General features: G+C 76.6%; 17 protein-coding genes. 9 read left to right on the top strand and 8 right to left on the bottom strand.

Annotated features, from left to right (window positions below):
* Positions 1 to 63: 63 nt before the first annotated feature.
* Both ACWERV_RS22785 and ACWERV_RS22780 read left to right on the top strand, forming a co-directional pair.
* Positions 64 to 936, top strand: coding sequence for a LysR family transcriptional regulator (locus ACWERV_RS22785; protein ID WP_398178990.1), 873 nt, complete (start codon positions 64 to 66; stop codon positions 934 to 936).
* A gap of 286 nt (positions 937 to 1,222) precedes the next feature.
* A complete protein-coding gene (locus ACWERV_RS22780; protein ID WP_452935862.1) occupies positions 1,223 to 3,049 on the top strand; it encodes an AMP-dependent synthetase/ligase in 1,827 nt (608 codons plus the stop codon).
* Between the two features lie 12 nt (positions 3,050 to 3,061).
* Here ACWERV_RS22780 and ACWERV_RS22775 read toward each other — a convergent pair whose 3' ends face one another.
* From ACWERV_RS22775 to ACWERV_RS22765, 3 genes are read right to left on the bottom strand one after another with little or no spacing between them, the layout of a single operon-like run.
* The gene (locus tag ACWERV_RS22775; RefSeq protein ID WP_452935860.1) at positions 3,062 to 5,110 is read right to left on the bottom strand and encodes a metallophosphoesterase family protein; all 2,049 of its coding nucleotides are present in this window, start codon (positions 5,108 to 5,110) and stop codon (positions 3,062 to 3,064) included.
* Positions 5,107 to 9,831, bottom strand: coding sequence for an FtsK/SpoIIIE domain-containing protein (locus tag ACWERV_RS22770; RefSeq protein WP_452935858.1), 4,725 nt, complete (start codon positions 9,829 to 9,831; stop codon positions 5,107 to 5,109). The genes ACWERV_RS22775 and ACWERV_RS22770 overlap by 4 nt, the downstream gene beginning before the upstream one ends.
* Before the next feature lie 40 nt (positions 9,832 to 9,871).
* Positions 9,872 to 10,552, bottom strand: a complete 681-nt coding sequence (locus tag ACWERV_RS22765; protein WP_452935855.1) for an SLATT domain-containing protein — start codon at positions 10,550 to 10,552, stop codon at positions 9,872 to 9,874.
* A gap of 228 nt (positions 10,553 to 10,780) precedes the next feature.
* On the opposite strand from ACWERV_RS22765, the gene ACWERV_RS22760 reads away from it, so the two are divergent.
* Together ACWERV_RS22760 and ACWERV_RS22755 are read left to right on the top strand one after the other, a co-directional pair.
* Positions 10,781 to 11,608, top strand: a complete 828-nt coding sequence (locus ACWERV_RS22760) for an aldo/keto reductase (RefSeq protein ID WP_452935853.1) — start codon at positions 10,781 to 10,783, stop codon at positions 11,606 to 11,608.
* 138 nt (positions 11,609 to 11,746) lie between these two features.
* On the top strand, positions 11,747 to 12,478 hold the full coding sequence (locus tag ACWERV_RS22755) for a class I SAM-dependent methyltransferase (protein ID WP_398178973.1): 732 nt from the start codon (positions 11,747 to 11,749) through the stop codon (positions 12,476 to 12,478).
* 102 nt (positions 12,479 to 12,580) lie between these two features.
* Here ACWERV_RS22755 and ACWERV_RS22750 read toward each other — a convergent pair whose 3' ends face one another.
* Entirely contained in the window at positions 12,581 to 13,336 is a 756-nt protein-coding gene (locus ACWERV_RS22750) for a Clp protease N-terminal domain-containing protein (protein WP_452935850.1), read from the bottom strand.
* 96 nt (positions 13,337 to 13,432) lie between these two features.
* Here ACWERV_RS22750 and ACWERV_RS22745 point away from each other — a divergent pair, with 96 nt between their 5' ends.
* Both ACWERV_RS22745 and ACWERV_RS22740 read left to right on the top strand, forming a co-directional pair.
* A complete protein-coding gene (locus ACWERV_RS22745) occupies positions 13,433 to 14,014 on the top strand; it encodes a TetR/AcrR family transcriptional regulator (protein WP_452935847.1) in 582 nt (193 codons plus the stop codon).
* Between the two features lie 95 nt (positions 14,015 to 14,109).
* The gene (locus ACWERV_RS22740) at positions 14,110 to 14,871 is read left to right on the top strand and encodes an SDR family NAD(P)-dependent oxidoreductase (protein ID WP_452935845.1); all 762 of its coding nucleotides are present in this window, start codon (positions 14,110 to 14,112) and stop codon (positions 14,869 to 14,871) included.
* Between the two features lie 100 nt (positions 14,872 to 14,971).
* On the opposite strand, the gene ACWERV_RS22735 is transcribed toward ACWERV_RS22740, so the two are convergent.
* Positions 14,972 to 17,137: an alkaline phosphatase family protein gene (locus tag ACWERV_RS22735; RefSeq protein WP_452935842.1), complete on the bottom strand. Its 2,166-nt coding sequence runs from the start codon at positions 17,135 to 17,137 to the stop codon at positions 14,972 to 14,974.
* Between the two features lie 490 nt (positions 17,138 to 17,627).
* Here ACWERV_RS22735 and ACWERV_RS22730 point away from each other — a divergent pair, with 490 nt between their 5' ends.
* Together ACWERV_RS22730 and ACWERV_RS22725 are read left to right on the top strand one after the other, a co-directional pair.
* Positions 17,628 to 18,422, top strand: a complete 795-nt coding sequence (locus ACWERV_RS22730) for an MBL fold metallo-hydrolase (protein WP_452935839.1) — start codon at positions 17,628 to 17,630, stop codon at positions 18,420 to 18,422.
* On the top strand, positions 18,419 to 19,045 hold the full coding sequence (locus ACWERV_RS22725) for a DedA family protein (RefSeq protein WP_452935836.1): 627 nt from the start codon (positions 18,419 to 18,421) through the stop codon (positions 19,043 to 19,045). Before ACWERV_RS22730 ends, ACWERV_RS22725 begins: the two co-directional genes overlap by 4 nt.
* Before the next feature lie 37 nt (positions 19,046 to 19,082).
* Here the strand turns inward: ACWERV_RS22725 and ACWERV_RS22720 are convergent, their stop codons facing one another.
* From ACWERV_RS22720 to ACWERV_RS22710, 3 genes are all read right to left on the bottom strand, one after another.
* Positions 19,083 to 20,099, bottom strand: a complete 1,017-nt coding sequence (locus ACWERV_RS22720) for an MBL fold metallo-hydrolase (protein WP_452935834.1) — start codon at positions 20,097 to 20,099, stop codon at positions 19,083 to 19,085.
* Positions 20,100 to 20,190: 91 nt separating this feature from the next.
* On the bottom strand, positions 20,191 to 21,405 hold the full coding sequence (locus tag ACWERV_RS22715; protein WP_452935831.1) for an aminotransferase class I/II-fold pyridoxal phosphate-dependent enzyme: 1,215 nt from the start codon (positions 21,403 to 21,405) through the stop codon (positions 20,191 to 20,193).
* Positions 21,406 to 21,784: 379 nt separating this feature from the next.
* Positions 21,785 to 22,456, bottom strand: coding sequence for an HAD family hydrolase (locus tag ACWERV_RS22710; protein ID WP_452935828.1), 672 nt, complete (start codon positions 22,454 to 22,456; stop codon positions 21,785 to 21,787).
* Positions 22,457 to 22,510: 54 nt separating this feature from the next.
* Between ACWERV_RS22710 and ACWERV_RS22705 the strand changes: the two genes are divergently transcribed.
* Positions 22,511 to 24,007 (top strand): phosphatase PAP2 family protein, encoded by a 1,497-nt coding sequence (locus tag ACWERV_RS22705; protein WP_452935825.1) that lies wholly within the window; start codon positions 22,511 to 22,513, stop codon positions 24,005 to 24,007.
* Positions 24,008 to 24,028: the final 21 nt, after the last annotated feature.

Raw genomic sequence — 24,028 nt, 5'->3', positions numbered from 1 at the left:
CGGTGTCCAGGGATGGCCGGTTACCGACGCGACCGCCATCACGGCCCGCGATAACGTGCCGCCATGTTCGAGCCCGCCCAGTTGCGGACCTTCCTCGCCGTCGCGCAGACGCTGAGCTTCACCCAGGCGGCGCACCGGCTCGGCCTGCGCCAGTCCACCGTCAGCCAGCACGTGCGGCGGCTGGAGGAGGCCGCGGGCTGCCGGCTCTTCCTGCGCGACACGCACGCGGTGGAGCTGACCGAGGACGGCGAGGCCATGGTGCGCTTCGCCCGGCCGATCCTGGAGGCCAACGAGCGGGCGGCGGCGTACTTCACCGGCACCCGGCTGCGCGGGCGGCTGCGGTTCGGGGTGTCGGAGGACTTCGTGCCGACCCGGCTGCCGGAGATCCTGGCCGCCTTCCGGCACGACCACCCCGAGGTGGACCTGGAGCTGACCGTGGAGCTGTCCGGTGTGCTGCACGAGCGGCTGGAGGCCGGTGGTCTCGACCTGTGCCTGGCCAAGCGCTCGGGTCCGGACGGGCCGGGGCGGCTGGTGTGGCGGGACAAGCTGGTGTGGATAGGCGGCGAGCGGCTGCGGCTCGACCCGCGCCGCCCGGTGCCGCTGATCGCGCACCCGCCGCCGGCGCTGACCCGGGTGCGGGTGCTGGACGTGCTGGAGCGGCACGGCCGGGCCTGGCAGCCGGCGGGGACGAGCGGCTCGCTGGGCGGCCTGGTCGCGGCGGCGCGGGCGGGTCTGGGGGTGATGGCGCATCCGCAAGGGCTGATTCCGGCCGGGCTGGTGCGCGTCCAGTCGCGGGCCGGCGGGCTGCCGGACCTGGGCGGCGTCGACTTCGTGCTGCGGCACGGGCGGCGCGCCTCGCGCGTCCAGGAGTCGGCGGACGCGCTGGCCGGGGCGATCCTCGCGGGCGGCGGCCTGCTGCACCGGCCGCTGCTCTGACCGCGCCCGCCCGGAAAGGGCTGTACGGGCGGGAGGGCTGGGACGGGCGGGGCGGGAGCCGACCTGTGGGGTGGAGTGGGCGTGACCGGGGCGGGCAGATTTGGTGGAGATCCGTACCCGTCCGCCGCCGCCCCCGGGACGCGGGAGGCCGCCGGTTGCCTTGTGACCGCCGGAAACCCCCGTTCCACCAGCACAGACGTCCGATTCGGCGAAACTTTCCGCCCTCTCCCGCCGGGGCCGGGGATCGGGTAGCTTACGGCCGCACCGGCACCTAGGAGAGCACCCGTTGCGTCAGTTCACCGTCCCCCCGCTGGTCACGGCGCCCCAGGCCGGCGGTCTGGCGGATGCCGTGTTCGGGAACGCGCGGCAGGCCCCGGACCAGGTGGTGCTCGCGCGCGCCGACGAGCACGGCGGGTGGCAGGACGTGACCGCCGCGGAGTTCCGCGACCAGGTGCTCGCGGTCGCCAAGGGGCTGCTCGCGCAGGGCGTCCGGTTCGGCGACCGGGTCGCGATCATGTCGCGCACCCGCTACGAGTGGACGCTCTTCGACTTCGCGCTGTGGTCGATCGGCGCGCAGCCGGTGCCGGTGTACCCGACGTCGTCGTCCGAGCAGGTCCGCTGGATGCTGCACGACTCGGAGGCGGTCGCCGCGGTCGTGGAGCACGAGGACCACGCCATGACGGTGGGCGCCGCCGTGGACGAACTGCCGCGGCTGCACCGGCTGTGGCAGCTCGACGCGGGATGTGTCGAGGAACTGACCGAGGCCGGGCGGCACATCGGGGACGACGTCGTCGAGCGGCACCGGCTCGCGGTGACACCGGGCGCGACCGCGACGGTCATCTACACCTCGGGCACCACGGGCCGCCCCAAGGGCTGCGTCATCACGCACGGCAACTTCATGGCCGAGACCGACAACGTCGTGGCCCGCTGGGAGCCGGTCTTCTCCAGCAGGCCCGGCGAGGAGCCGTCCACCCTGCTCTTCCTGCCGCTCGCGCACGTCTTCGGGCGGATGGTGGAGGTGGCGTGCGTCCGGGCCCGGATCCGGCTCGGCCACCAGCCCGGGATGACCGCCGCCGAGCTGATCCCCTCACTCGCGTCCTTCCGGCCGACCTTCGTGCTGGCCGTGCCGTACGTCTTCGAGAAGGTCTTCCAGGCGGCGCGGCGCAAGGCGGAGGCGGGCGGGAAGCTCGCGGCCTTCGAGAAGGCCGTGGAGGTCGCGGTGCGGCACGCCGAGGCGGTGGAGGCGCGCGCCTTCGGCCTGGGGCCGGGCCCGAGCGCGTCCTTGCGGATGCAGCACCAGTTGTACGAGAAGCTCGTCTACAGCAAGGTGCGCGGCGCGCTGGGCGGGCGGGTGCGGCACGCGATCTCCGGCGGTTCGGCGATGGAGCGGCGCCTCGGCCTGTTCTTCTGCGGCGCGGGCGTGACGATCTACGAGGGCTACGGGCTGACCGAAACCACGGCCGCGGCGACGGCCAATCCCCCCGAGCAGACCCGTTTCGGCACCGTCGGCCTGCCGGTCCCGGGCACGGCCGTGCTGATCGCCGAGGACGGCGAGATCTGGCTGCGCGGCGGGCAGGTCTTCACCGGCTACCTCAACAACGTCAAGGCGACCGAGGAGGTCCTCAAGGACGGCTGGCTCGCCACCGGGGATCTCGGCATGCTCGACGAGGACGGCTATCTGACGATCACCGGGCGCAAGAAGGAGATCCTGGTGACCAGCGGCGGCAAGAGCGTGTCGCCGGTCGCGCTGGAGGACCGGGTGCGGGCGCACCCGCTGGTCGGGCAGTGCGTGGTGGTCGGCAACGACCGGCCGTACGTCGCGGCGCTGGTGACGCTGGACCCGGAGGCGGTGGCGCACTGGCTGTCGATCCGCGGCAAGCCGCGGCTGCCGACCAGGGAGCTGGTGCACGACACGGACCTGGAGAACGAGATACGGCGGGCCGTCGTCGCGGCGAACACCCTGGTCTCGCAGGCCGAGTCGATCCGCACCTTCCGGATCCTGGCCGCGCAGTTCAGCGAGGAGCGCGGGCTGCTGACGCCGTCCCTGAAGCTGAAGCGGCGGGCGATCGAGGCCGCGTACGCCCGGGAGATCGAGGCGCTCTACCGGGCGTGACGGGCCGCGGTCTCAGGCGTCCGCGCACAGCGCGTCGAGGTCGTGCTCCTCGGCGGCGCCGGGCCGGAAGGCGTGGGCCGGGCCGGGCGTCCACTGGCCGCCGTCGAGCCGGACGGTGCGCAGCGCGAGGGTGTGGTCGCCGCCCTCGCGGGCCACGAACACCTCGTTGTAGCCGTTGCGCTCCTCCGTCTCCCGGCTGGCCAGCGCGGGGGCGCCGGCGATCCGCATGGTCCACGGCGGGCCCGCGTCCAGCAGCCGCTCGGCGGCCGCGAAGCCCAGGTGGGTGTGGCCGTGCAGCACCAGGGACGTACGGGCGGCGGCCAGCGCGCGTTTGGCCTGTCCGGCGTTGACGACCCCGGAGTAGGGCGCGACCTCGACCGCGGGCACGGGCGAGAGCGGGTGGTGCAGCGCGGCGAGGGTGACGACGCCGGGCTGCGGCGCGAGCCGGTCGAGCACCCCGCGGGCCACCACGCCGGGGTCGTGCCGTTCGAAGTCCCGTACGACGGCGGCGATGTCGGCGTCCTGCGAGGCGCTCGCGGCCACGTACCGCTGCTGGAAGGCGCGCAGCCGCTCGCGGTCGGCGTCGTGGGCCGCCTCGCCGCCGGACTCGGCGCTGCCGAGCAGCGCGAAGCGCAGCCCGACGTCCGGGTAGCCGACGTAGAGGCGGCGCCGCGCCGGGTCGGCGAGGTGCAGGTCGGGGTGCGGCAGCCCGTCGAAGGCGGCGGCGAACCAGCGGTGCCGGGCCTGCGGGGAGGCGTCGAGGGCCAGGTCCCAGGAGACGTCGTGGTTGCCGCCGACGAGCAGCACCCGCGGGTCGCCCTCCCGCAGGTCGCGGTGCGGGGCGAGCAGCGCGGCCAGCTCGGCGAGCCAGGTACGCGCCCGCTCGCCGTGCCCGTCCAGCGGGCGGTCGACGAGGTCGCCGGTGACGACGAGCAGGTGCGGGGCGCGGCCCTGGGCGGCGAGCTGGCGCACGTGGTCGAGGTAGCTGTCCAGCGCGGTGCCCGCCCCGGCGAGGGCGGCGATGGCCTGCCCGGCGCCGGTGCGGTCCTTGGTGTCGACGGTGTCCGACAGCCGCCCGCCGTGGTGCAGGTCGGAGATGTGGTGGACGCGCAGCACGTCGGGCAGGTGGCGGCCGAGCACCGGGTCGTCGGCGAGCGATCCGCCGGGCCGCGGGTGTCCGGGCACGGGCCCCGCGGCGCCCGGCGCGGCCCCGTACGCGTACAGCGCGGTGTCCTGCCCGGGGCGGCCCGCGGCGCCGGCGGGCAGGCCCGCGGCGCGCCAGCGGGCGGCGCGCAGGGCGGCGCGGTGCTTCTCGGCGAGGCCGCCGCGGAACCACTGGCGGATGTACTCGTGCCGGTCGTCGGCCTCCTCGGCGGCGGCCCGCAGCAGCCGGGCGTAGCCGTCGTCGCCGGTGCGCAGCGCGGGCTGCTCCTCGGCGGTGTGCAGGAGGAGTTCGAGCAGGAAGGTGGTGTGCAGCCAGCCGGGGTCGCGGGCGCGCAGCCGCTCGACGAGCGCGGGCGCCCACTGCGGTGCGCGGGCGGCCATCCGCGCGCACTCGTCGGCGTCGAGCACGGGCGGGCGCAGCAGGTCCTTGGGCACGTCGGGTCCGAGGTGCGGGACGAGCAGCGCGCTCTCGGCGGGGGTGGCGAGGACCAGGACGGTGGCGCCGGTGTCGTGGATCCGGTGCAGTCCGGTGGCCAGCACGGCGGGGTCGACGCCGGGGCCGCCGGGCCGGGCGAGCGCGGGCTCGTCGACGACGACGAGCTGCCCGGGGCCGACCGGCGGCGCGGGTCTGCCCTCGGTCAGGCAGCCCAGCCGGGTCTTGCGGACCGACGCCGACGACCGCAGGTCGACCCGGACCGTGCCGCCCGCCGGGCGGGCGGCGGCGATGCCCTGGGCCAGCCAGGTCTTGCCCGCCCGGCGCGGCATGACAGCCAGCCAGGCCGCGCTGTTGGGCTCCGCGCCCTCGGCGGTGGGGCGGATCCAGCTGGGCATCCGCCCGTTGCCGAGCCTGACGTCCAGGTCGGCGCGGTAGGACTGGCTCGGCCGGAAGACGCTCATTGGGCCCACTCCCCTGTTTCCCCGTCACGCAGCGAGATGTCGTTCCTGGCGATCCAGTCCAGCAGCGGCGGGTCGTGCAGCCACTGCTCGCCCGGCCGCAGCAGCCCCGCGTCGCGCAGGTCCTGGCGTTGCGCGGGGGTGGCACCGGCCGGGAGCGCGCCGGGCTCGGCGAGCAGGGCGGCGCGCCCGGCGGGGCCGATCTCGGCCCAGCGGGACTGGAAGTGCAGCGACCACTCGTCGAGCAGCCGCCGTTCGACGAGCGAGCGGAGTGCCGCGTCGCCGGTGAGCGGGCTCAGGTCGTTGCCCTGGACGGCGCGGACGACGGCGTCGCCGACGACCTGGAGGTAGAACGGCCAGCTGCCGACGGTGCGGACGACGGCGGCGGCGGTGGTGTCGCGGTCGAGGGCGACGCCCAGGTTGGCGGCGGTGCCGGACAGGAAGTCCAGCGCGGCCTCCTCGTCGAGCGGGCCCAGCAACCGGGCGTTGACGTCGTTGCCGAAGCTGGAGCCCGGCGCGGTGAGCGCCCTGCGCACGACCGTCCGCCAGTCCTTCTCGGTGCCGGTGTAGAGCAGCCAGGCCCCGGCCTGGCCGAGGTCGCGCAGCCAGGAGACGGCGACCGGGTCGTAGTCCGCGAGCCGCCCGACCTCGTCGAGCAGGAAGACCAGCGGGGCGCCGCCGGACGCGGCCTTGTCGAGCAGCGCCTCGGCGGGGCTCGCGGCGTCGCGCACCGCGCGGTCGAGGATGCCGGCGAGCGCGTCGGGGGTGTCCACCGGGGAGCTGGGCGGCGGCACGGTGAGCCGGTGCACCTCCTCGCGTCCGCCGTCGGCGGCCAGCCGCCGAGACAGCTCCTCCAGCACCCAGGACTTGCCCGAGCGGCGCGGCCCGAGCAGCGCGGCCGAGGCACCCGTGGACTGCCGGTTGCGCAGCCACGCCAGGACGTCCTCGCGGCCGACCGGGCGGCCCGTGCCGGGGCCGACCTGGAACTGCTCGGCGGCGCGCGGCGCGTCGTCGATGGCGAACGGCCGCCGGGTGTGCGGCACGTCCGTGTCGCGGTCCCGCAGCCGGGCGGCCAGCGCGTCCAGCGCGTCGCTCTGCGCGCGCGAGCTGGGGCCGCCGTCCAGCAGCGCGACCTGCACCTCGCACGCGCTGAACGCGCGCAGGGCGCGGCCCGGCTGGAGGTGGCCCAGCGGCGGATCGACGCCGAAGCGCCGGTAGTCGTCCTTGTCCCTGCGGTCCAGCACCAGGTGGTCGGTCACCAGCGCGGCCGTGCGCTCGTCCAGGCCCGCCGCGTCCGCGGTCAGCACGACGCGGATGCCGACCGGGCCGCCGTCCCGCATCAGCAGCCGCAGGTCCTCCGCGAGCCGCTCGCCGTCGATACGGCCGGACAGCTCGCGCAGGCCCTCCCAGCGGTCGATGAGCAGCACCAGGTGGGGCAGCCGGCGGTCGGAGCGCACGGCCTGCCGCTGCGCGGCGAGGTCGGTGAAGCCGCCCTCGGCGAAGAGCTGCCGCCGGGTGTGCAGGGCGGCGGTGAGCCGGCCTACGAGCCGGGCCAGGTGGTCGGGGCGGCCCCGGGTGACCACGCTGCCGCAGTGCGGCAGCCGGGCGAGCATCTGGAGGGCGCCGTTGCCGCAGTCGATGCCGAAGAGGTGGACGTCCGCGGTGGAGTGCCGCTGCGCGAGCGCGGCGGCGAGCGTGCGCAGGAACTGCGACTTGCCGGTGCGCGGCCCGCCGGTCGCGGCGAGCAGCCCCTCCCCCGCGACGTCGAAGAGCGCGGGCTGCTTGCCGACCTCGTCGGCCAGCTCCTCCAGCCCGTAGGCGACGCCGGCCGGGGCCTGCGGCAGCTCCGACAGGGTGACGACCGCGGGCAGCGGCTCGGGCAGCGGGCCGGGCAGCTGCGGCACCCCGGAGCGCAGGGCGGCCCGGTAGACGGCGGTCACCAGCAGGTCCAGGTCGGTCCGGACGGACGGCCCGGCGGGGCGCTGCCCGGGTGCGGCGCCGTCGTGCCCGGGGGCGGGGCGGGGCCCGTCGAGGTCGTGGACGGTGAACGCGGGGACGGGGGCCGCAGGCGAGCCCAGGTCGACGGCGACGGGCGCCTGGAACTCGGTCAGTTCCTGCACCCCGGTACGGACGAAGGCGCGTCCGGGGCTGGAGCGGGGGATCGCAGCCGCGTCGGGCGCGTCCAGGACGGCGGCGCTCTCGGCGGCGTCGCCGAGCCGCAGCGCGATCCGCAGGTTGGTGGTCGCCCTGATGCCGGTGGTCACGACACCCGCGGGGCGCTGGGTGGCCAGTACCAGGTGGATGCCGAGCGAGCGGCCGCGCTGGGCGACGTCCAGCATCCCGGCGCGCAGCTCCGGGCGGCCGCCCGCGAGGTCGGCGAGCTCGGCGACCACCAGCACCAGCCTGGGCAGGGGCGGCAGCGACCGGTCGCGGTCGCGCAGCTGGTGGTAGTCGTCCAGGGTGCGCACGGAATGCCCGGTCAGCCGCGCCTCGCGGGCGCGCAGTTCGGCGAAGAGCCGGCCGAGGACGCGTTCGGCCTCGCGGTCGTCGATGTCGGTCACGACCCGGGTGACGTGCGGCAGCCCGGTGGCGGGTCCGAAGGCGTCACCGCCGCGGTCGTCGAACAGGACGAAGATCATCTCGTCGGGGCGGTTGGCGACCGCGAGCGAGACGACCCAGCTGCGCAGGAACGCGGTCAGCCCGGAGCCCGGCCGCCCCGCGATCAGCGCGTGCGGGCCGTCCGCGCGCAGGTCCAGCTCGAACGGCGCCGCGGCGGCCTGCCCCACGACCGCCGCCGTCGCACGCGGCACCGCCGACCAGCGCGCCTCGACGGTCCCGGCGCCCCCGTCGGCGTCCGCGACGTCCAGCCCGAGCAGTTCGGGCAGCGGCAGGGCCGCGAGGTCCATGGCCCGCCGGACGGCCTCGGCGTCCCGCAGCGGGGCGAGCGCGCGGGCCGCCGCCTCGAACCAGCCGGGCCGCGGCAGGTCGGCCAGCAGCGGCCGCGTCACGTGGTCGGCCGGACCGGCGGTCGAGCCGGTGCCGTCGCCGATGTCGACCAGGTAGCCGCACCCGGGGGGCAGCTGCCGGGCCTCCGTGCCCAGGCAGACCAGGTGCACCCCGACCGCGGGCCCCTCCTGGAGCAGCCGCCCGACACCCGGCAGCGTCCGCAGCCGGCGTATCCCGTCCAGGACGAGCAGCACGGAGGGGCCGTGCCGTCCGGCGGGGGTGCCCGCGGCCGTGCCGTCCGGCGCCCCGCTGTCCCGTTCCGCCGCGGGGGCGCCGGGGACGGCCGCGGCGGCGGGGTTCTGCCGGTCGGTCACCAGCCGCAGCAGCGTGTCGATCTGCCGCGCCACCGAGGTGGGGTCGGCGTGCACGCGCGGGGCGCGGTCCTCGTCGAGCGCGGAGGAGGAGCGCGGCAGCCAGCGCGTCCACCGCCAGTCGGCGGCGCCCTGGGCATCGGTGAGGACGCGTACGACGACGTCCTCGGGGCTGTGGTGGGCGGCGGCCTGGAGCACGAGCCAGCCCGCGAGCCGCCGCGGCCGGTCGTCCGCGCCGACGACACCGACGACGCCGTGCCGCGGCAGCACGGCGACGGCGGGCAGCGCCTGGCTGCCCAGCTGCCAGTACCGGTCCGGCTCGTCCTGCCCCTCGGCGGTCACCGGCAGGGCGGTACGCAGTCCGCAGCGCAGCGCCAGGAAGTCGGCGTCGCGCGGGCCGCGCTGCCAGAGCTCCCCGCTCCGCGAGCCGACCGCCCCGGCGAGCGACGCCGGGTCGGGGTAGGCCGACCCCAGCTGCTCCGCGACGGCGGCAGTGAACATGAACGGCGGGAGCGCGCGATCTCCTGTCGGCCAGCACACCGGCACACCGTCCGCCGCACTCCGGACGAGCCGGGCCAGCAGGTTCCTCGATCGCAGGAGGGTGTTGACCCGCCGGGTCGAAGGGGTCTGCCACCAGCTGTCCCTGGGCGCGTTGGGCAGCAGGACGTCCGGGAGGGAGTCGAGGACGGGGCGGTCCGAGGAGCGGGCCCGCGGGTCGAGCAGCAGCGTGCCGTGGTCGCCCGGCGGCAGGACGGCAGGCTCCGGCCGCTCCTCCCGGGACCACCGCAGGCAGCTGCTCCCCACGATGAGCAGCGTGTCCTCCTCCCACGTCGTGCCCTGCCCCGGGGGCTCCCACCCGGGCACCGCCGGTCGGCCGACGGCTCTGACGACGCGGCCCCCGACCAGGACGAGCAGCGGGGCCTCCGCGGCGCCCCGCCGGACGAACTCACCGGTGAAGTCGGCCACGAGGCTGTCGCCGGCGGCGAGGTCGCCGGGGAAGCATTCGATGGACCTGCGGTTCGCGCCGGTCACCCCGGTCTCCGCCCCGGCGCCCTCCCCCGCCACGATCCGCACCGTCGCCAGGACCTGCCCGTCCGGCCGCGGCTCGTACGGCCCCGCCTCCACCGGTCTGCCCAGCCCGACGCGTACGCCGTCGCGCAGCGGCGACTCCCCGAGCACCAGCTCCGGCGGCAGCTCCTCGCGTCCGACGTAGAGCCGCAGCGCCCTCACCCCGGCGCGGGACGGGTAGACGGGCAGCGCGCGCGTGCTCTCGGGGATGCGCGCGAAGGCGTCCCACTCCTGGCAGAACCGCCCGGCGAGGTCCCACATCCGCGCGGACTCGGGCGCGTACAGCTCGATGTCGTGCTCGGCGCCGTCCGGCGTCACCACCGTGAGGATCCTGCTCACCGGCCCGCCGTCCCGCCCGCGGTGCCTAAGCCCGTCCCGCTCAGCGCTCCACCCCCGGAAGCGTGCGCTGGCCCTGCAGCTCGCTGATGCCCGCGCTGAACTCCGCCTGCCACTCGGCCGTCTCGCCGTCGATGTGGGCGCGCACCGAGACGGCGAGCCGGGTGACGAGCGCCAGCTGCCGTTCCAGCTCGGCCGGTTCCAGCAGCAGGCCCGGGTCGGCGGCGCGGGGGCCCGCACGCAGCACGTCGGCGGCCCACTCCAGCCGTACCGCGTTGAGTTCGGTGCGCAGCGCGTGGGCGACGGCGATGTCCCGCATCCAGGAGGCGCTCAGCCCGAAGAAGTGGTCGAAGCCCTTGCAGCCCGCGGCGACGGCGAGCAGCACATAGCCCCAGCCCTGGCCGGAGCCGCCCGCGGCGGCCGTGCCGAGCGGCACCGCGGCGCCGGCCACGGCGCAGGCGATGGCGAGGCCCTGGAGCAGACGTGAGCCGATGCGCTTGTTCCGCTTGTCCACCAGGTACCAGGCGATCGCGGTCTCGGCGTCCCGTTCGGCCCACTCGCGCAGCCGTGCCAGCGTCTCGCGCTGCACCGCCGGGTCGGTCGCGGCGGACGCGGGAACGGCCGGGAAGGGCTCCGCCCGGAGGTCCCGGCGGGCCCACGGCGCGCGCGGCGCCGCGGGCGCGCCGCCGTCCGGCACGCCCTGTCCCGCCATGGGTTCCGCCATGGGTTCCCGCCCCGTCATCGGTCCTGCTCCCCTCACGCGCACGGGCCGCGCCCGGCCCCCGCGCGTGAGGGTAGCGGCTGGGATCACCGCGGGGCGGGGGAATGCGGCGATCGGGCGCCGGGTTGTACGTGCTCGGTCCGCCCGGCCCACCGGGGCCGCGGGCCGACGCGTACGGCCCCGCCCGGCCGCACGCCCACCGCAACCGACGCAAGGAAGGCCCGACCTCCTGTGAGCAAGGTCCCCGACGTAACCCTCAACAACGGCGTCACGATGCCGCAGCTCGGCTTCGGCGTCTGGCAGGTGCCGGACGACGAAGCCGAGGCCGCGGTCGCGACCGCGCTCGACGCCGGCTACCGCAGCATCGACACCGCGGCGCTGTACGCCAACGAGGAGGGCACGGGCCGCGCGCTGGCCGCCTCCGGGCTGCCGCGCGAGGAGCTGTTCGTCACCACGAAGCTGTGGAACAGCGACCAGGGGTACGACTCCGCGCTGCGCGCCTTCGACACCTCGCTGGCGAAGCTGAAGCTCGACCACGTCGACCTCTACCTGATCCACTGGCCGCAGCCGCGGCGCGACGCGTATACGGAGACGTGGCGCGCGCTGGAGCGGATCGCGGCCGAGGGGCGGGCCAGGGCCATCGGTGTGTCCAACTTCCAGCCCGCGCACCTGCGGCGGCTGGTCGACGGTTCGCCGACCGTTCCCGCGGTGAACCAGATCGAGCTGCACCCGCAGCTGGCGCAGTCCGAACTGCGCGCGGTGCACGCCGAACTGGGCATCGCCACCGAGGCGTGGTCGCCGCTCGGCCAGGGCAAGGGCCTGCTCGAGAGCCCGGTCGTCGCCCGGGTTGCCGAGCGGCACGGCAGGACTCCCGCGCAGGTCGTGCTGCGCTGGCACCTCCAGCTGGGCAACGTGGTGATCCCCAAGTCCGTGACGCCGTCGCGGATCCGGGAGAACATCGACGTCTTCGACTTCGCGCTCACCCCGGAGGACCTGACCGAGCTGGCCGCCCTCGACGACGGCACGCGCCTGGGCCCGGACCCGGACGCCTTCGGCTGATCCGGCCCCGGCGGCCGCCCCGTCCCCGGGGCCGCCGCCGTACGCCCGCCTGCCCGGCCGGCCCGCGCACCGGGACGTAACACAGGTGCAAGCCCCCGGGCAGGCGGGTGTTCACCTGCGGGCTCTACCATCGTCCGCATGCTGGACTACGAGGTGGAGGCGGCGCGCTACGACGCGACGCGCGGTGGTGAGCCGCGGGCGCGGGCGGCGGCACGGGCCGTCCTCGCGCTCGTGCCCCAGGGCGCCCGCACCCTGCTGGACGTGGGGTGCGGGACGGGACTGCTGACCGAACGGCTGGTGCGGCCGGGCCTGCGGGTCTTCGGCGTGGACGCGGCACACGGCATGGCGCGCCTCGCGGCCCGCCGCACGGACGGTTCGGTGGTGCTCGGCGACTGCCACCGGCTGCCCTTCGCCGACGAGTCGCTGGACGCGGTGTGCGCGGTGTGGCTGCTGCACCTGCTGCCGGACGCGCCGCGGGTGATAGCCGAGTGCGCCCGGGTGCTGCGGCCGGGCGGGGTGTTCGTGACGACGGTCGACAAGGACTCGGGCCACGACGTGGACAGCGACGTCGACCACCTGATGGCGCCCTACCGGGTGCGGCGGACCGCCTACGACGCCGACGAGCGCGTGCGGGCGGTGGCCTGCGAGCACGGGCTCGGCCGGGCGGGCGAGGCCCGCTTCACCGGGCACGGCCAGGGCAAGTCCCCCCTGGGGGCCGCGGCGGACGTGGCCCGCGGCTACTTCGCGTCGGCGCTGTCGCTGGACGAGGTGGAGCAGGAGGAGCTGGCCGCGCGGATCGCCGCGCTGCCCGACCCTGACGTGCCGCGCGGCGATCCGGTCTACCGGCTGCTGGCGCTGCGCAAGAGCTGAGCGCGGGGGCCCGGCGCCAGGCCCCCTGTGTCTCACTGTGTCTCTTCGCCCCCTTGTTCCTTCGCCCCCTTGATCCCCTCGCCCCCTGTCGCGGGCGGGCGTTCAGGGGGTGTCGCTGCCGGTGGGCTCGGGCTGTGCGTCGCTCTTCCAAGAGATCCGTGCCAGGGTCGCGAGCACCCACTGCTCCACGGCCGGGTGGGTGACGCCGATGCCGGTGAGCGCCCGGGTGGCCGGTTCCTGGTCGTCGCTGAGGACACCGAGCAGGATGTGCTCGGTGCCGATGTAGTTGTGGCCGAGCCGCAGGGCCTCGCGCAGGATCAGCTGCAGGGTCTTCTTGGCCGCGGCGCCGACCGGCAGGTTCCCGGTCGGCGGGGCGTCCTCGGTACCGGGTGTCGTGACGGCGGCGCGTACCGCGTCCGGGGTGGCGCCGAGGTCGGCGAGGGCCTGGAGGGCGAGCGTGTCGGGCTGGGCGAGCAGGCCGAGCACGAGGTGCTCGGGCTCGATGGTGCCGTGCCGTCCGGCGCGGGCCTCCTCCTGCGCGGCGCTGACGGCGTTGCGGGCGCGCGGGGTGAAGCGGGTGAAGCCCGACTCGGTGAGGTCGAAGTCCTCCGGCCCCTTGGGCACGAAGCGCTTCTGGGCGGCCTGCTTGGTCACGCCCATGTGCCGCCCGATGTCGGTCCAGGACGCGCCCGCGCGCCGGGCCTGGTCGACGAAGTGGCCGATGAGGTGGTCGGCGACGTCGTCGAGGTGCGCGGCGACGGTCACGGCGTGTTCGAGGTTCTGGAGCGGGTCGCTCCCGGGGTGCTGGTTCTTGACGAAGTCGATGAGGTCGTCGAGCCGTACGGGATGCTTGTCCATGCGTCAACGGTAGGTTGACGATGGGGCATCGTCAACCTTGCGTTGACGATCGGTCTTTCTTGACCGGGCGTTCTGCAATGACCTAGGGTCCTGACCATGGCGAGGACCAAGGAGTTCGACCCGGACGCCGCACTCCAGGCGGCCCTGGAACTGTTCTGGGAGCGCGGGTACGAGGCGACCACCATGTCCGCGCTCGTCGAACGCCTCGGCGTGGCGCGGGCCGGCATCTACGCGACCTTCGGCAGCAAGCACGACCTCTACCTGCTCGCACTGCGCCGCTACGGCGAACTGTGCGACCCGGTGCTGCTGGAGGAGCTGTCCCGGCCCGGCCCCGCCCTCCCCGCCGTCCGCGCGCTGGTCGAGCGCTTCGCCGCGGAATCCGCGTGCGACGAACTGCGCCGCGGCTGCTTCATGACCAACACCGCGGTCGAGCTGGCCCCGCACGACAGTGCCGCGGCGCGCCGGGTGGAGGCCAGCTGGGCCCTCCTGGAGACCGCGCTGACCTCCGCGCTGCTGCGCGCCCGCGCCCAGGGCGAACTGCCCGCCGGGCGCGATCCGCGCGGGCTGGCCCGGCTGCTGCTGGTACTGCTCCAGGGGATGCGGGTGGTCGGCAAGGCCGGTGCGGACCCGGAGCGGGCGCGGGACGCGGCACAGCAGGTGCTCGCACTCATCGGCTGACGGCTCCCGCTTCTTCCCCTACCCCCGGTGTGCCCGCGCCGCGGGGTGACGTGTGCCCTCTTTCCAGAATGCTCGTTCTCATTACAGGAGACGCAATGTCCGACAGGTTCACCGGCCAGGCCGTGCTCGTCACCGGCGGCGGCAGCGGTATCGGGCGCGAGGTCGCCCTCGCCTTCGCGCGTGAGGGCGCCCGGGTCGCGGTCGCCGGCCGCACCCGGGAGGCGCTCGACGGGACGGTCGCCCTCGTCACGGCCGCGGGCGGCACCGCCGTCGCCGTCACCGCCGACATCACGGACCCGGCGGACGCCGAACGCATGGTCGCCGAGGCCGCCGACCGGCTCGGCGGCCTGGACGTCGCCGTCAACGGCGTCGGCGTCTTCCTCTCCCCCGGCCCGGTCGGCGACATGGCCGAGGACGACTGGCGGCGCACCCTCGACACCAACGTCACCGGGCTGTGGCTGTCCATGAAGTACGAGATCGCGCGCATGCGCAAGGAGGGCGGCGGCGCCATCGTCAACATCGCCTCCAACATCGGCGCCCACCGCCGGGCCGCGGGCCTGGGCGCGTACGCCGCGAGCAAGGCCGCGGTCAGCGTGCTGACCCGCACCGCGGCGCTCGACCACATCGCCGAGGGCATACGGATCAACGCGGTGAGCCCCGGCCCCGTGGACACCCCGATGTCCACCCGCCCCGGCGAGACCCCGGCCGCCAAGGCGGAACGCCTGCGCACCGAACTCCCCCTCGGCCGCGCCGCGAGCACCGCGGAGGTGGCCGCGGCCGTCCTCCACCTCGCCTCCCCCGAGGCGGGCGCGACCGTCGGCACCGACCTGGTCCTGGACGGCGGCGCCACGGCGTAGCCACGAGGCCGCGGCGGGCGGAGCCACGACCGGACCGGGCTCCGCGCCTGGTCCCGTGCCGGACGTACGGCCACCCCGCGCGACCGTTCCCGCCCGGCGGTCAGGGATGGGCGGCCGCGTCCGGGGTGCGGGGGGCGGGGGGTTGTGCGGTGGGGACGGGATGGCGGGCGGGGCGGGCGGCGGCCTCGCGGGGCGGGCAGTCCGCGGCAGACGCGGGCTGCCGCGCGGAGGCCAGCCATCCGTGGAAGAGCCCGTGCAGCGCCTCCGCGCCCACGACCGGCGTCCGCGGCAGCGGCAGATCCGCGGGCGAGAACAGGAACGGGTGCGACTGCGGGCCGCCCAGCCCGCCGTGCGAACCCGCCTGCTCCTCGAAGGCGTGCACGCTGCCGCTGCGCGGGTCGACCGCGGAGTTGACCATCAGGTCGGCGATGTGCGGGAAGGCGTCCGCGCGCAGCACCGCCGCGGCCGCGCCCGGACCGAAGCGGGCCAGCGGATCGGGCCCGGTCACCCGTCCGGTGGCCAGCTCGTGCTCGCCGCCGTCCGCACCGAGCACCAGCGGTCCGCGCTCGGCGCTGCGCACCAGGACGAAGCCGACGCCCGGGTGCGCGGTCAGCGCGGGCAGCAGGTCCGGGCTGCGGCGGCGGATCTCCTCCAGCGTCGCCCGCCCCGGGATGTCCGGGAAGGCCACCAGGCCGAGGTTGCCCGAGGCCAGCACGACCGGTTCGGACCGCGGCCCCTCGCACTCCGCCTCCTCCGGCGCCCGCCGCCCCCGCTCCGGCCGCCGCAGCGCGCTGCGGGCCGCCGCCCGCGCCTCGCTGCCCGTGCGGCGGCTGCGCCCCCGGCTCACCGGCGGCAGCCCGCACCCGCCGCGCACCACCTCGCGCAGCCCCTCGCCGTAGGTGTCCTCGAACGTCGCCCCGCCGCTCTGCCCGTGGTCGGACAGCAGCACGAAGCGGTACGGGCGCGGGGCGTACCGCGCCGCATCGGCGACCAGCCGGATCGAACGGTCCAGGCGCGCGAGGACCTTGCGGGCGTCGCGGCTGTGCGGGCCCGAGTGGTGCGCCACCTCGTCGTACGCGACCAGGTCGGCGTAGACGGCCGTGCGCCCGGCGAGCATGTCGCCGACCACGGCGGCGACCGCGACGTCCCGCTCCACGACCGTGGCGAAGGCCCGCAGCACCGGATACAGGCCGCCGCGCCCGATCCGCGGCCGGTCCCTGCGCAGCCGCGACGCGCTCGACTCACCGATCTCCCGGACCACCTCGGCGACGAACGACCACGCGGTGCGCACCGCGTTGGCGGGGTCCGAGAAGTACGCGAAGTAACCGGAGCGCGAGCGGGAGAACTTGCCGCGCTGCGCCGCCACCGACATCACCAGCGCCGACTGGTCGGCGCCTCCGGTGAACAGGTTGCCGCGGCTCGCGCCGTCCGCGGCCAGCAGCCCCGGGCAGCCGGTACGCGCGACCGCCCGCCGCTCCAGCTCGGCCGCGCTGGACGGGCGGTTGCACACCATGACCTGGCCGGTCTCCTTCTCGAACCAGCGGAAGGCGGGCACGTCGTGGTTGCTGCCGTGCAGGATCGCGAGCTGGCTCGCGCCCGTCTGGCTGCTCCAGTCCGTCCGCCACGCGGTGAGCCGGTGGGTGCCGTCGGCGAGCCAGCCCGCCAGCGTCGGCATCGCCGGGGAACCGCCGGTCAGCGCCGCCCGCAGCACGTCGTGGCCGACGCCGTCGAGCTGCAGGAAGACCGTGCCGGACGACGTCGGCAGCGGTGGGTCGCCCGCCCTGCGCCGCCGCCGGCCCGCGAGCCGCGCGAGGCGCCGCCCGTACGCGGCGTCGTCCCGCACGGCGAGCGCGGTGCTCGTCGCGGAGGAGGCCGCGGACATCACCGCCGCGATCACCACGGCCGTGGCGGGAGTGACCTCGCCGCGGCCGCCCGGCGTGAGGTCCAGCGCGACCAGCAGCAACGAGCCGTTGAGGAAGAACACGAGCGCGCCCAGCACCAGCGCGGGCACCAGCAGCAGCGCTCTCACCAGCAGCGGCCACACCAGCGCGCTCAGCACGCCGAACGCGCCCGCGCCGTACGCCGCCGTCACGGCGATCTGCGTCGGGCTGTCGCCGCTCGGGGCCTTCAGCCGGAAGTCCGGCAGCAGCCAGGCCAGCACGGCGAGGGTGGCGGAGGCCACCGTCCACACGACGACGACGCGCCCGACCGCCCGCAGAGCGGTGCGCCCCGCGGCCCGTTCCCGCTTCCCACCCGGCTGAGGCACGGCTCCACCCTGCCATATCCCTCCCGGGACCTGCGCGGACGTCCCTTCCCCACCCCCTCCCGGGGCTCCGGCCTCCCGGCCCGGGGGGGTGCGACGGTTGTCGCCCGACCGGACCGCCGGTGGGGGGTTGCTCGCGCAGTTCCCCGCGCCCCTGCCCCACCGGGGGGCACCCACCGGTCGTCGCCGGACCGGACCGCCGGTGGGGGTTGCCCGCGCAGTTCCCCGCGCCCCTGCCCCCACGACGGTGCACCCACCCGCTGTCGCCGGACCGCACCGCCGGTGGGGGGTTGCTCGCGCAGTTCCCCGCGCCCCTGCCCCCACGACAGTGGACCCACCCGTCGTCGCCGGGCCGGACCGCCGGTGGGGGTTGCTCGCGCAGTTCCCCGCGCCCCTGCCCCCACGACAGTGGACCCACCCGTCGTCACGGGAACACACCGCCGGTGGAGGGTGCCGGGTGGGGCGGCGTACGGTGCGGGGAGGAGGGTGGGTGGTGGGCGTGGAGATCACGTGGTGGGGGCACGCGATGGTGAGCGTGCGGGATTCCGGGGTGACGGTGCTGACCGATCCGCTGTTCACGCGGCGGCTGGCGCATCTGCGGCGGCGCCGGGGGGAGGTGCCGCCCGCCGGGGCGGCACGGGCCGATGTCGTCCTCGTCTCGCATCTGCACGCCGACCATCTGCACGTCGGATCGCTGGCCCGGCTCGCCCCGGGCACCCGGGTGCTGCTGCCGCGCGGCGCCGCCGCGGCCGTGCCCGCGCTGCGCCGGGTACGGGACCGGCTTCGGCTGACCGAGGTGGAAGCGGGCGACACGTACGAGGCCGGGCCCGTCACCGTACGGGCCGTGCCCGCCGCGCACGACGGGCGGCGGGTGCCGTTCGGGCCGCAGCGGGCGCCCGCGCTCGGGTACGTCGTCGAGGGGGCGGCCCGGACGTACTTCGCCGGGGACACCGGGCTCTTCGACGACATGGCCGAGGCCGTCGGACCCTGCGACGCCGCGCTGCTGCCGGTCGGAGGGTGGGGCCCCTTCCTGGGCCACGGCCACCTCGACCCGGCGCGTGCCGCCCAGGCCCTCGCGCGACTGCGGCCGCGGGTCGCCGTGCCGGTGCATTACGGGACGTTCTGGCCGATCGGGATGGACGCGGTGCGCCCGCACGAATTCCACTCGCCGGGCGAGGAGTTCGTGCGGCTCGCCGCCCGCACCGCGCCCCGCGTCGCCGTGCACTGCCTCGCGCACGGCGCGACCGTCCAGGTGCCGGACCCCGGCTCGCGGGGGACCGCCGGGTGATCGCCTTCCTCGCCACCGCCGCGACGACCACCCGCCCGCCGTCCTCGGAGAGCACCCAGCAGGTCGTCGGCTACCCCTCGCTCTTCCTGCTCGTGGTGCTGGGCTCGCTCGTGCCCGTCGTGCCGACCGGGGCGATCGTGTCCAGCGCGGCGGTCGTGGCCTTCCACCAGACCGACCCCTTCGCGCTGCTCGGCGTCTTCTGTGTCGCCTCCTTCGCCGCGCTCATCGGCGACGTCGGCCTCTATCTGCTGGGGTTGCGCGGCGCCCGGTCGCGCGGCGGGTCGCGGTGGCTGCACCGGCTCGAGGAGCGCGCGGACGAGCGGACGCTCGCGACGGCGCAGCGGCGGCTGGACGAGCACGGGGCGGCCGTGCTCGTGCTCTCCCGGCTGGTCCCGGCGGGGCGGATCCCGGTCATGGTCGCGTGCCTGCTCGCGGAGATGCCGCTGCGGAGGTTCGTGCGGGGGGACGTCTTCGCGTGCCTCGCGTGGGCGGCGACCTACCAGCTCATCGGGATCCTCGGCGGTTCGCTCTTCCCCGAGCCCTGGCAGGGTGTCGCCCTCGCGGTCGGTCTGACCTTCGCCATCGCGGGCGTCCCGGCCCTCCTCCGCCGCCGGCACGCCTGAGCGCGCCCGAGCAGCGGCACCTGCGCCGACCGTGGCGTCACCCGCACGTCCCCGGCGGGGCCAGGCGGCGGGAGGCTCCGACGGGGAGGTCCCACAGGGACGCGCGGGGAAGGCCCGCGGCGTCCCACGCCGCGTGCAGGCGGGTCAGGGGTTCGAGCGGCGGCTCGCTGGAGAGCAGGAAGGTCGCCCAGTGCATGGGTGCCATGACCGCGGCCCCGACGTCGAGGAAGGCCCGTACGGCCTCCTCCGGATCGACGTGCACCGCCTTGAGCAGGCGCCGCGGCGCGTACGCCCCGATGGGCAGCAGCGCCACGTCGATCCCGGGGTACGCGCGGCCGATGCGTGCGAAGCAGTCGCCGTAGCCGGTGTCGCCGGCGAAGTACAGGCGCGGGCCCGCCGGGTCGGTGAGGACCCAGCCGCCCCACAGCGAGCGGCAGGTGTCCGTGAGGGTGCGCCTGCTCCAGTGGTGCGCGGGCACGAAGTCGAAGCGGACGCCGCCGATCTCGGTGGCCTCCCACCAGTCCAGCTCCGTCACCCGGGAGAAGCCGCGGCGGCGGCACCACGTGCCGAGCCCGGCGGGCACGAGCAGCGGGGTGCTGCGCGGCAGCCGGCGCAGCGTCGGGGCGTCGAGGTGGTCGTAGTGGTTGTGGCTGATGACCACCGCGTCGATGCGCGGCAGCTCCTCCCAGGGCACCCCGACGGGCGTGACGCGCGCGGGCGTGGCGGGGATGCGGTGCGACCAGACGGGGTCGGTGAGCACGGTCAGCCCGCCGATCCGCACCACCCAGCTGGCGTGCCCGGCCCAGGTCACGGCGAGGGTGCCGGGCGGGGCGTCGGGCAGCGGCCCCGGCGCGACGGGCAGCAGCGGCACCTGGCGCAGCGTGTGCGCGGGCGGGCGGACGATGCACTCGCGGACGGCGCGGACGACCGTGCGCAGCCCCGGCCGGGGTTCGGTGAGCCGGTCGGCGAAGGATTTCGGCCAGGCACGGCGCTCGCCCGGCGGGCGCGGCGCGGTCGCGGTGGTGGCCGGGATCCGTTCGCTCTGATCGGTCATCGGGACTCCGTGCGGGGTGCGGTTTCGTACGGTCGGTGCTCCGGCGGGTCGGTCTGCGAGGGGAAACGGGTACGGACGCCTCGAACGTAAGTCAGCCCCGGGCGCCCCGCGATCCCACGCCCGCCGAACCGCTGACCTCGTCCGTGCCGGTCAGCGCCCCGACGGCGGCGCCGAGCGCGGCGAGCGCCTCGGCCACATGGGGGACGGCGAGCGGGTCGGCGGCGGCGAGCGCGACGCGGCGTTCGCGGTCGGTTCGGCCGTGCAGCGCGCCGGTGCCGATCCTGACCCGGGGCTCCGCCGGGTCGTCGCCGAAGCGGTGGCCGCCGGGGACGGTACGGCCCAGCGCCGCGCCGAGCCGCTCCTCCAGGGCGGGCGCGTCGAGCCCGGCGGCGTCCAGCCTCGGGTAGAGCTGGAAACCGGCCTTCGGCGGCCGGCACACGCCGCCCGCGCCGGTGATCGTCCGGTGGGCCGCGGCGGCGGTACGGGCGTGCAGCCGGTTCGCCGCCGCCGCGAAGTCCGTGACCTCGGGGGGCTCGGTCAGGACGTACCCGGCCGCCGCGGCGACGGGCGCCGGGAGGACGGCGCGCAGCGCGGCCAGGGCCGCGGCGGTGCGCTGCCGCCACGCCGTCCCGTGCGCGGTCGCCGGGAAACGGGCGAGCGCGACGGGCACCCCGGACGGGACGAGGGTGGCGCCCAGGTCGGTGAGCACCACCGTGTGGTCGGGCAGCATCTCGGCGGGGCTGAGCAGCACGGTGTCGCGGTGGTGCAGGGTGTCGGAGTAGGTCTCGTCGGACACGATCTGGAGCCCGGCCTCCGCGGCGGCCTCGCACGTCTCGTGCAGCAGCTCGGGCGCGGTGACGGTGCCGGTCGGGTCGTCCGCGGCGGACAGCACGAGCAGCCGCGGGTCGGCGCCCGCGGCGCGGGCCCGGCGGACGGTCTCCAGCAGCGCGAACGGGTCCGGCACGCCGCCGCCCTCGGGCGCGCTCGGCACGGCGTGCACGGGCCGCCCGACGAGCGCGGCGACGGGGGCCTGCCACGCGGGTGCGGGACGGGCGAGGACGGGGTCGCCGCCCGCGGCGGCGAGCAGGGCGAGCAGCAGCGGTTCCGCGCCGGGCGCGGCGAGCACCTGGCCGGGGCCGCTCCACAGGCCCCGCCGCGTGAAGTAGCCGCACGCGGCCTCGCGCAGCCGCGGCCCGCCGCCCGCCTCCTCGCTGCCGGGCGCGGCGGCGGCCAGATGCGCCTCCCAGTACGCGGGCACGGGCAGCCCGGGGTCCGGCCGGCCCCCGTACGGCACGGTGATCGCCATGGCGCACCTCCGCTCGGCGCTCCGCGGGGTCGCCCCCATGGTGGTGGACGCCCCACGTCCCCACCTTGGCCCCTGCGGGGGCTCGGCGCATTTTGGCTTCCGCGGGGGGCTTGGCGCCGCGGCGGGGCGCGTCACGGGGTGCCACTCGCGGTGCGCACCGCGAACCACCCGCCGTCGGGGCTGAGCGCGCAGTTCCCCGCGCCCCTGGTGCGCCACGGGGTGCCACTCGCGGTGCGCACCGCGAACCACCCGGCGTTGGGGCTGAGCGCGCAGTTCCCCGCGCCCCTGGTGCGCCACGGGGTGGCGCTCGCGGTGCGGACCGCGAACCACCCGGCGTTGGGGCCGGGCGCGCAGTTCCTCGGGTCCCTGGGGGGCCGGGTCAGAGGCCGAGGAGGGCGGGGAGGGTGCGCATGTCGGTGAAGAGGGTGGTGGTGGGGCCGGTGAGGCGGTGGGTGGGGGTGAGGCCGCCGCCGGTGTAGGCGAAGGCGGGGATGCCGGCGGCGCGGGCGGCGGCGAGGCCGTGGGGGCTGTCTTCGACGACGACGCAGCGGGCGGGCGGGACGCCGAGGGTGCGGGCGGCGTGCAGGAAGAGGTCGGGGGCGGGCTTGCCGCGGGGGACGTCGGAGGCGCTGAAGACGCGGCCGGCGAAGCGGTCGTAGAGGCCGGTCTTGCCGAGGGTGCGGCGCAGCCCCTCGTGGCCGGTGCTGGAGGCCACGCACATGGGCACCCCGCGGGCGGCGAGCGCGTCGAGGGCGGTCTCGATGCCGTCGACGGCGGTGAGGTCGGCGTCGAGGGCGGCGCGTACCCGGCGGCGCCATTCGGTGTCCCAGCCGTCGGGGAGCGGGCGTCCGAGGTGGGCGGCGATGTCGGCGCCTATGTCGGCGAAGGAGCGGCCGACGAAGCGCTCGATCGCCTCGTCCCGTGACATGGGCCAGCCCAGGCGGGCGACCATCTCCACGTCGATGTCGATGGCGAGCCGCTCGCTGTCGACGAGGACGCCGTCGCAGTCGAAGATGACCAGGTCGGGGGGCTGTACGGGGCCGTGGTTCACCCAGGTGAGCGTACCGGGTGCGTGCGAGGGCCGCCGGAGGGTAACCGACCCGGCATGGTTGCACACCCTGTACGCGGCGGACGCCGCTGGATGGCCCGGGACGCGGCACTGTTCACCGCGGTGGCGCGGCAGCGCTGGCCCGGTGCCGAGTCGGTGCTGCCGCGGCTGAGCCGGGCGGCGGACCACGGAATGCTGTGGGGCGCGCTGGCCGCGGGCATGGCGGTCGCGGGCGGGCGGGACGGGCGGCGGGCGGCGCTGCGGGCGACGGGGTCGCTGGCCCTGGCGTCGCTGGTCGCGAACACCGCGGGCAAGGGCGCCTTCCGCCGGGCCCGGCCGCTGCTGGACGCCGTTCCGGTGATACGGCGGTTGCGCAGCCAGCCGGTGACGTCGTCCTTCCCCTCGGGGCACTCGGCGTCGGCGGCCGCCTTCGCGGCGGGGGCGGCGCTGGAGTCGGCGGGGTGGGGCGCGGCGCTCGCGCCGATCGCGGGGAGTGTGGCTTTCTCCCGCGTCTACACCGGGGTCCACTACCCGAGCGATGTGCTGGCGGGCTGTGCGCTGGGGGTGGGTGCGGCGCTGGTGGTGCGGGCCCTGGTGCCGCCGAAGCCGGGTGTGCCGGAGCGGGGGCCGGCCGCGCGGGTGCCGTTCCTGCCGGAGGGGCGCGGGCTCCATGTGGTGGTGAACACTGCTTCGGGCCCCCCGCCGCTGCTGACGGCGCCCGCGGTGCGGATCGCGGCGGCGCTGCCGCAGGCCTGGGTCGGCGAGTGCACCGAGGACGACGATCTGGCGGAGCTGCTGGAGAAGGCGTCGGAGGCCGCGGCGGCGCGGGACGGGGCGCTGGGGGTGTGCGGGGGCGACGGCACGGTGCGGCTGGCGGCGGCGTTCGCGCTGCGGTACGGGGTGCCGCTGGCGGTCTTCCCGGGCGGGACGTTCAACCACTTCGCCGGGGATCTGGGGCTGCGCAGCGTGGAGGAGACGGCCTCGGCGGTGCTGGAGCAGCAGGCCGGGGCGGTGGACGTGGCGGCCACGACGGCGCTGGGCGCGGGCGCGTCCGAGGTGGCCGAGCCCTTCCTGAACACGCTCAGCATCGGCTCGTACCCGGATCTGGTGCGGGTGCGGGAGCGCTGGTCGCGGCGGGTGGGGGCGTGGCCGGCGAGTGTGCTGGCGGCGGTCCACGTGCTGCGGACGTGCCGTCCGGTGGATGTGGAGATCAACGGCCGCAAGCGTTCGGTGTGGCTGCTCTTCGTGGGCAACTGCCGGTATTCGAGCCTGGGCCCGGCGCCGGTGCGGCGCCGTGATCTGACGGACGGGCGGCTGGACGTGCGCATCGTGTCCGGCGGGCGGTTCGCCAGGGCGCGGCTGCTGGGCGCGGCACTGACCGGTGTGCTGGCCAGGACCCCGGTGTACGAGACGGCGCTGGTCCGGCGGCTGCGGGTGCGGGTGCCGGGCGACGGTGTGCATCTGGCGTGCGACGGGGAGGTGGCCGCGGCGCCGCGCGAGATGCTCCTCGACAAGGTGCCGAGCGGTCTCGTGGTCTACCGGGGCCGGGGCTGAGCACGGCGGGTCCGGGCCCCG

The sequence above is a fragment of the Streptomyces sp. NPDC004031 genome, assembly GCF_053604375.1.
This window is presented reverse-complemented; position numbering and strand designations above follow the sequence as displayed.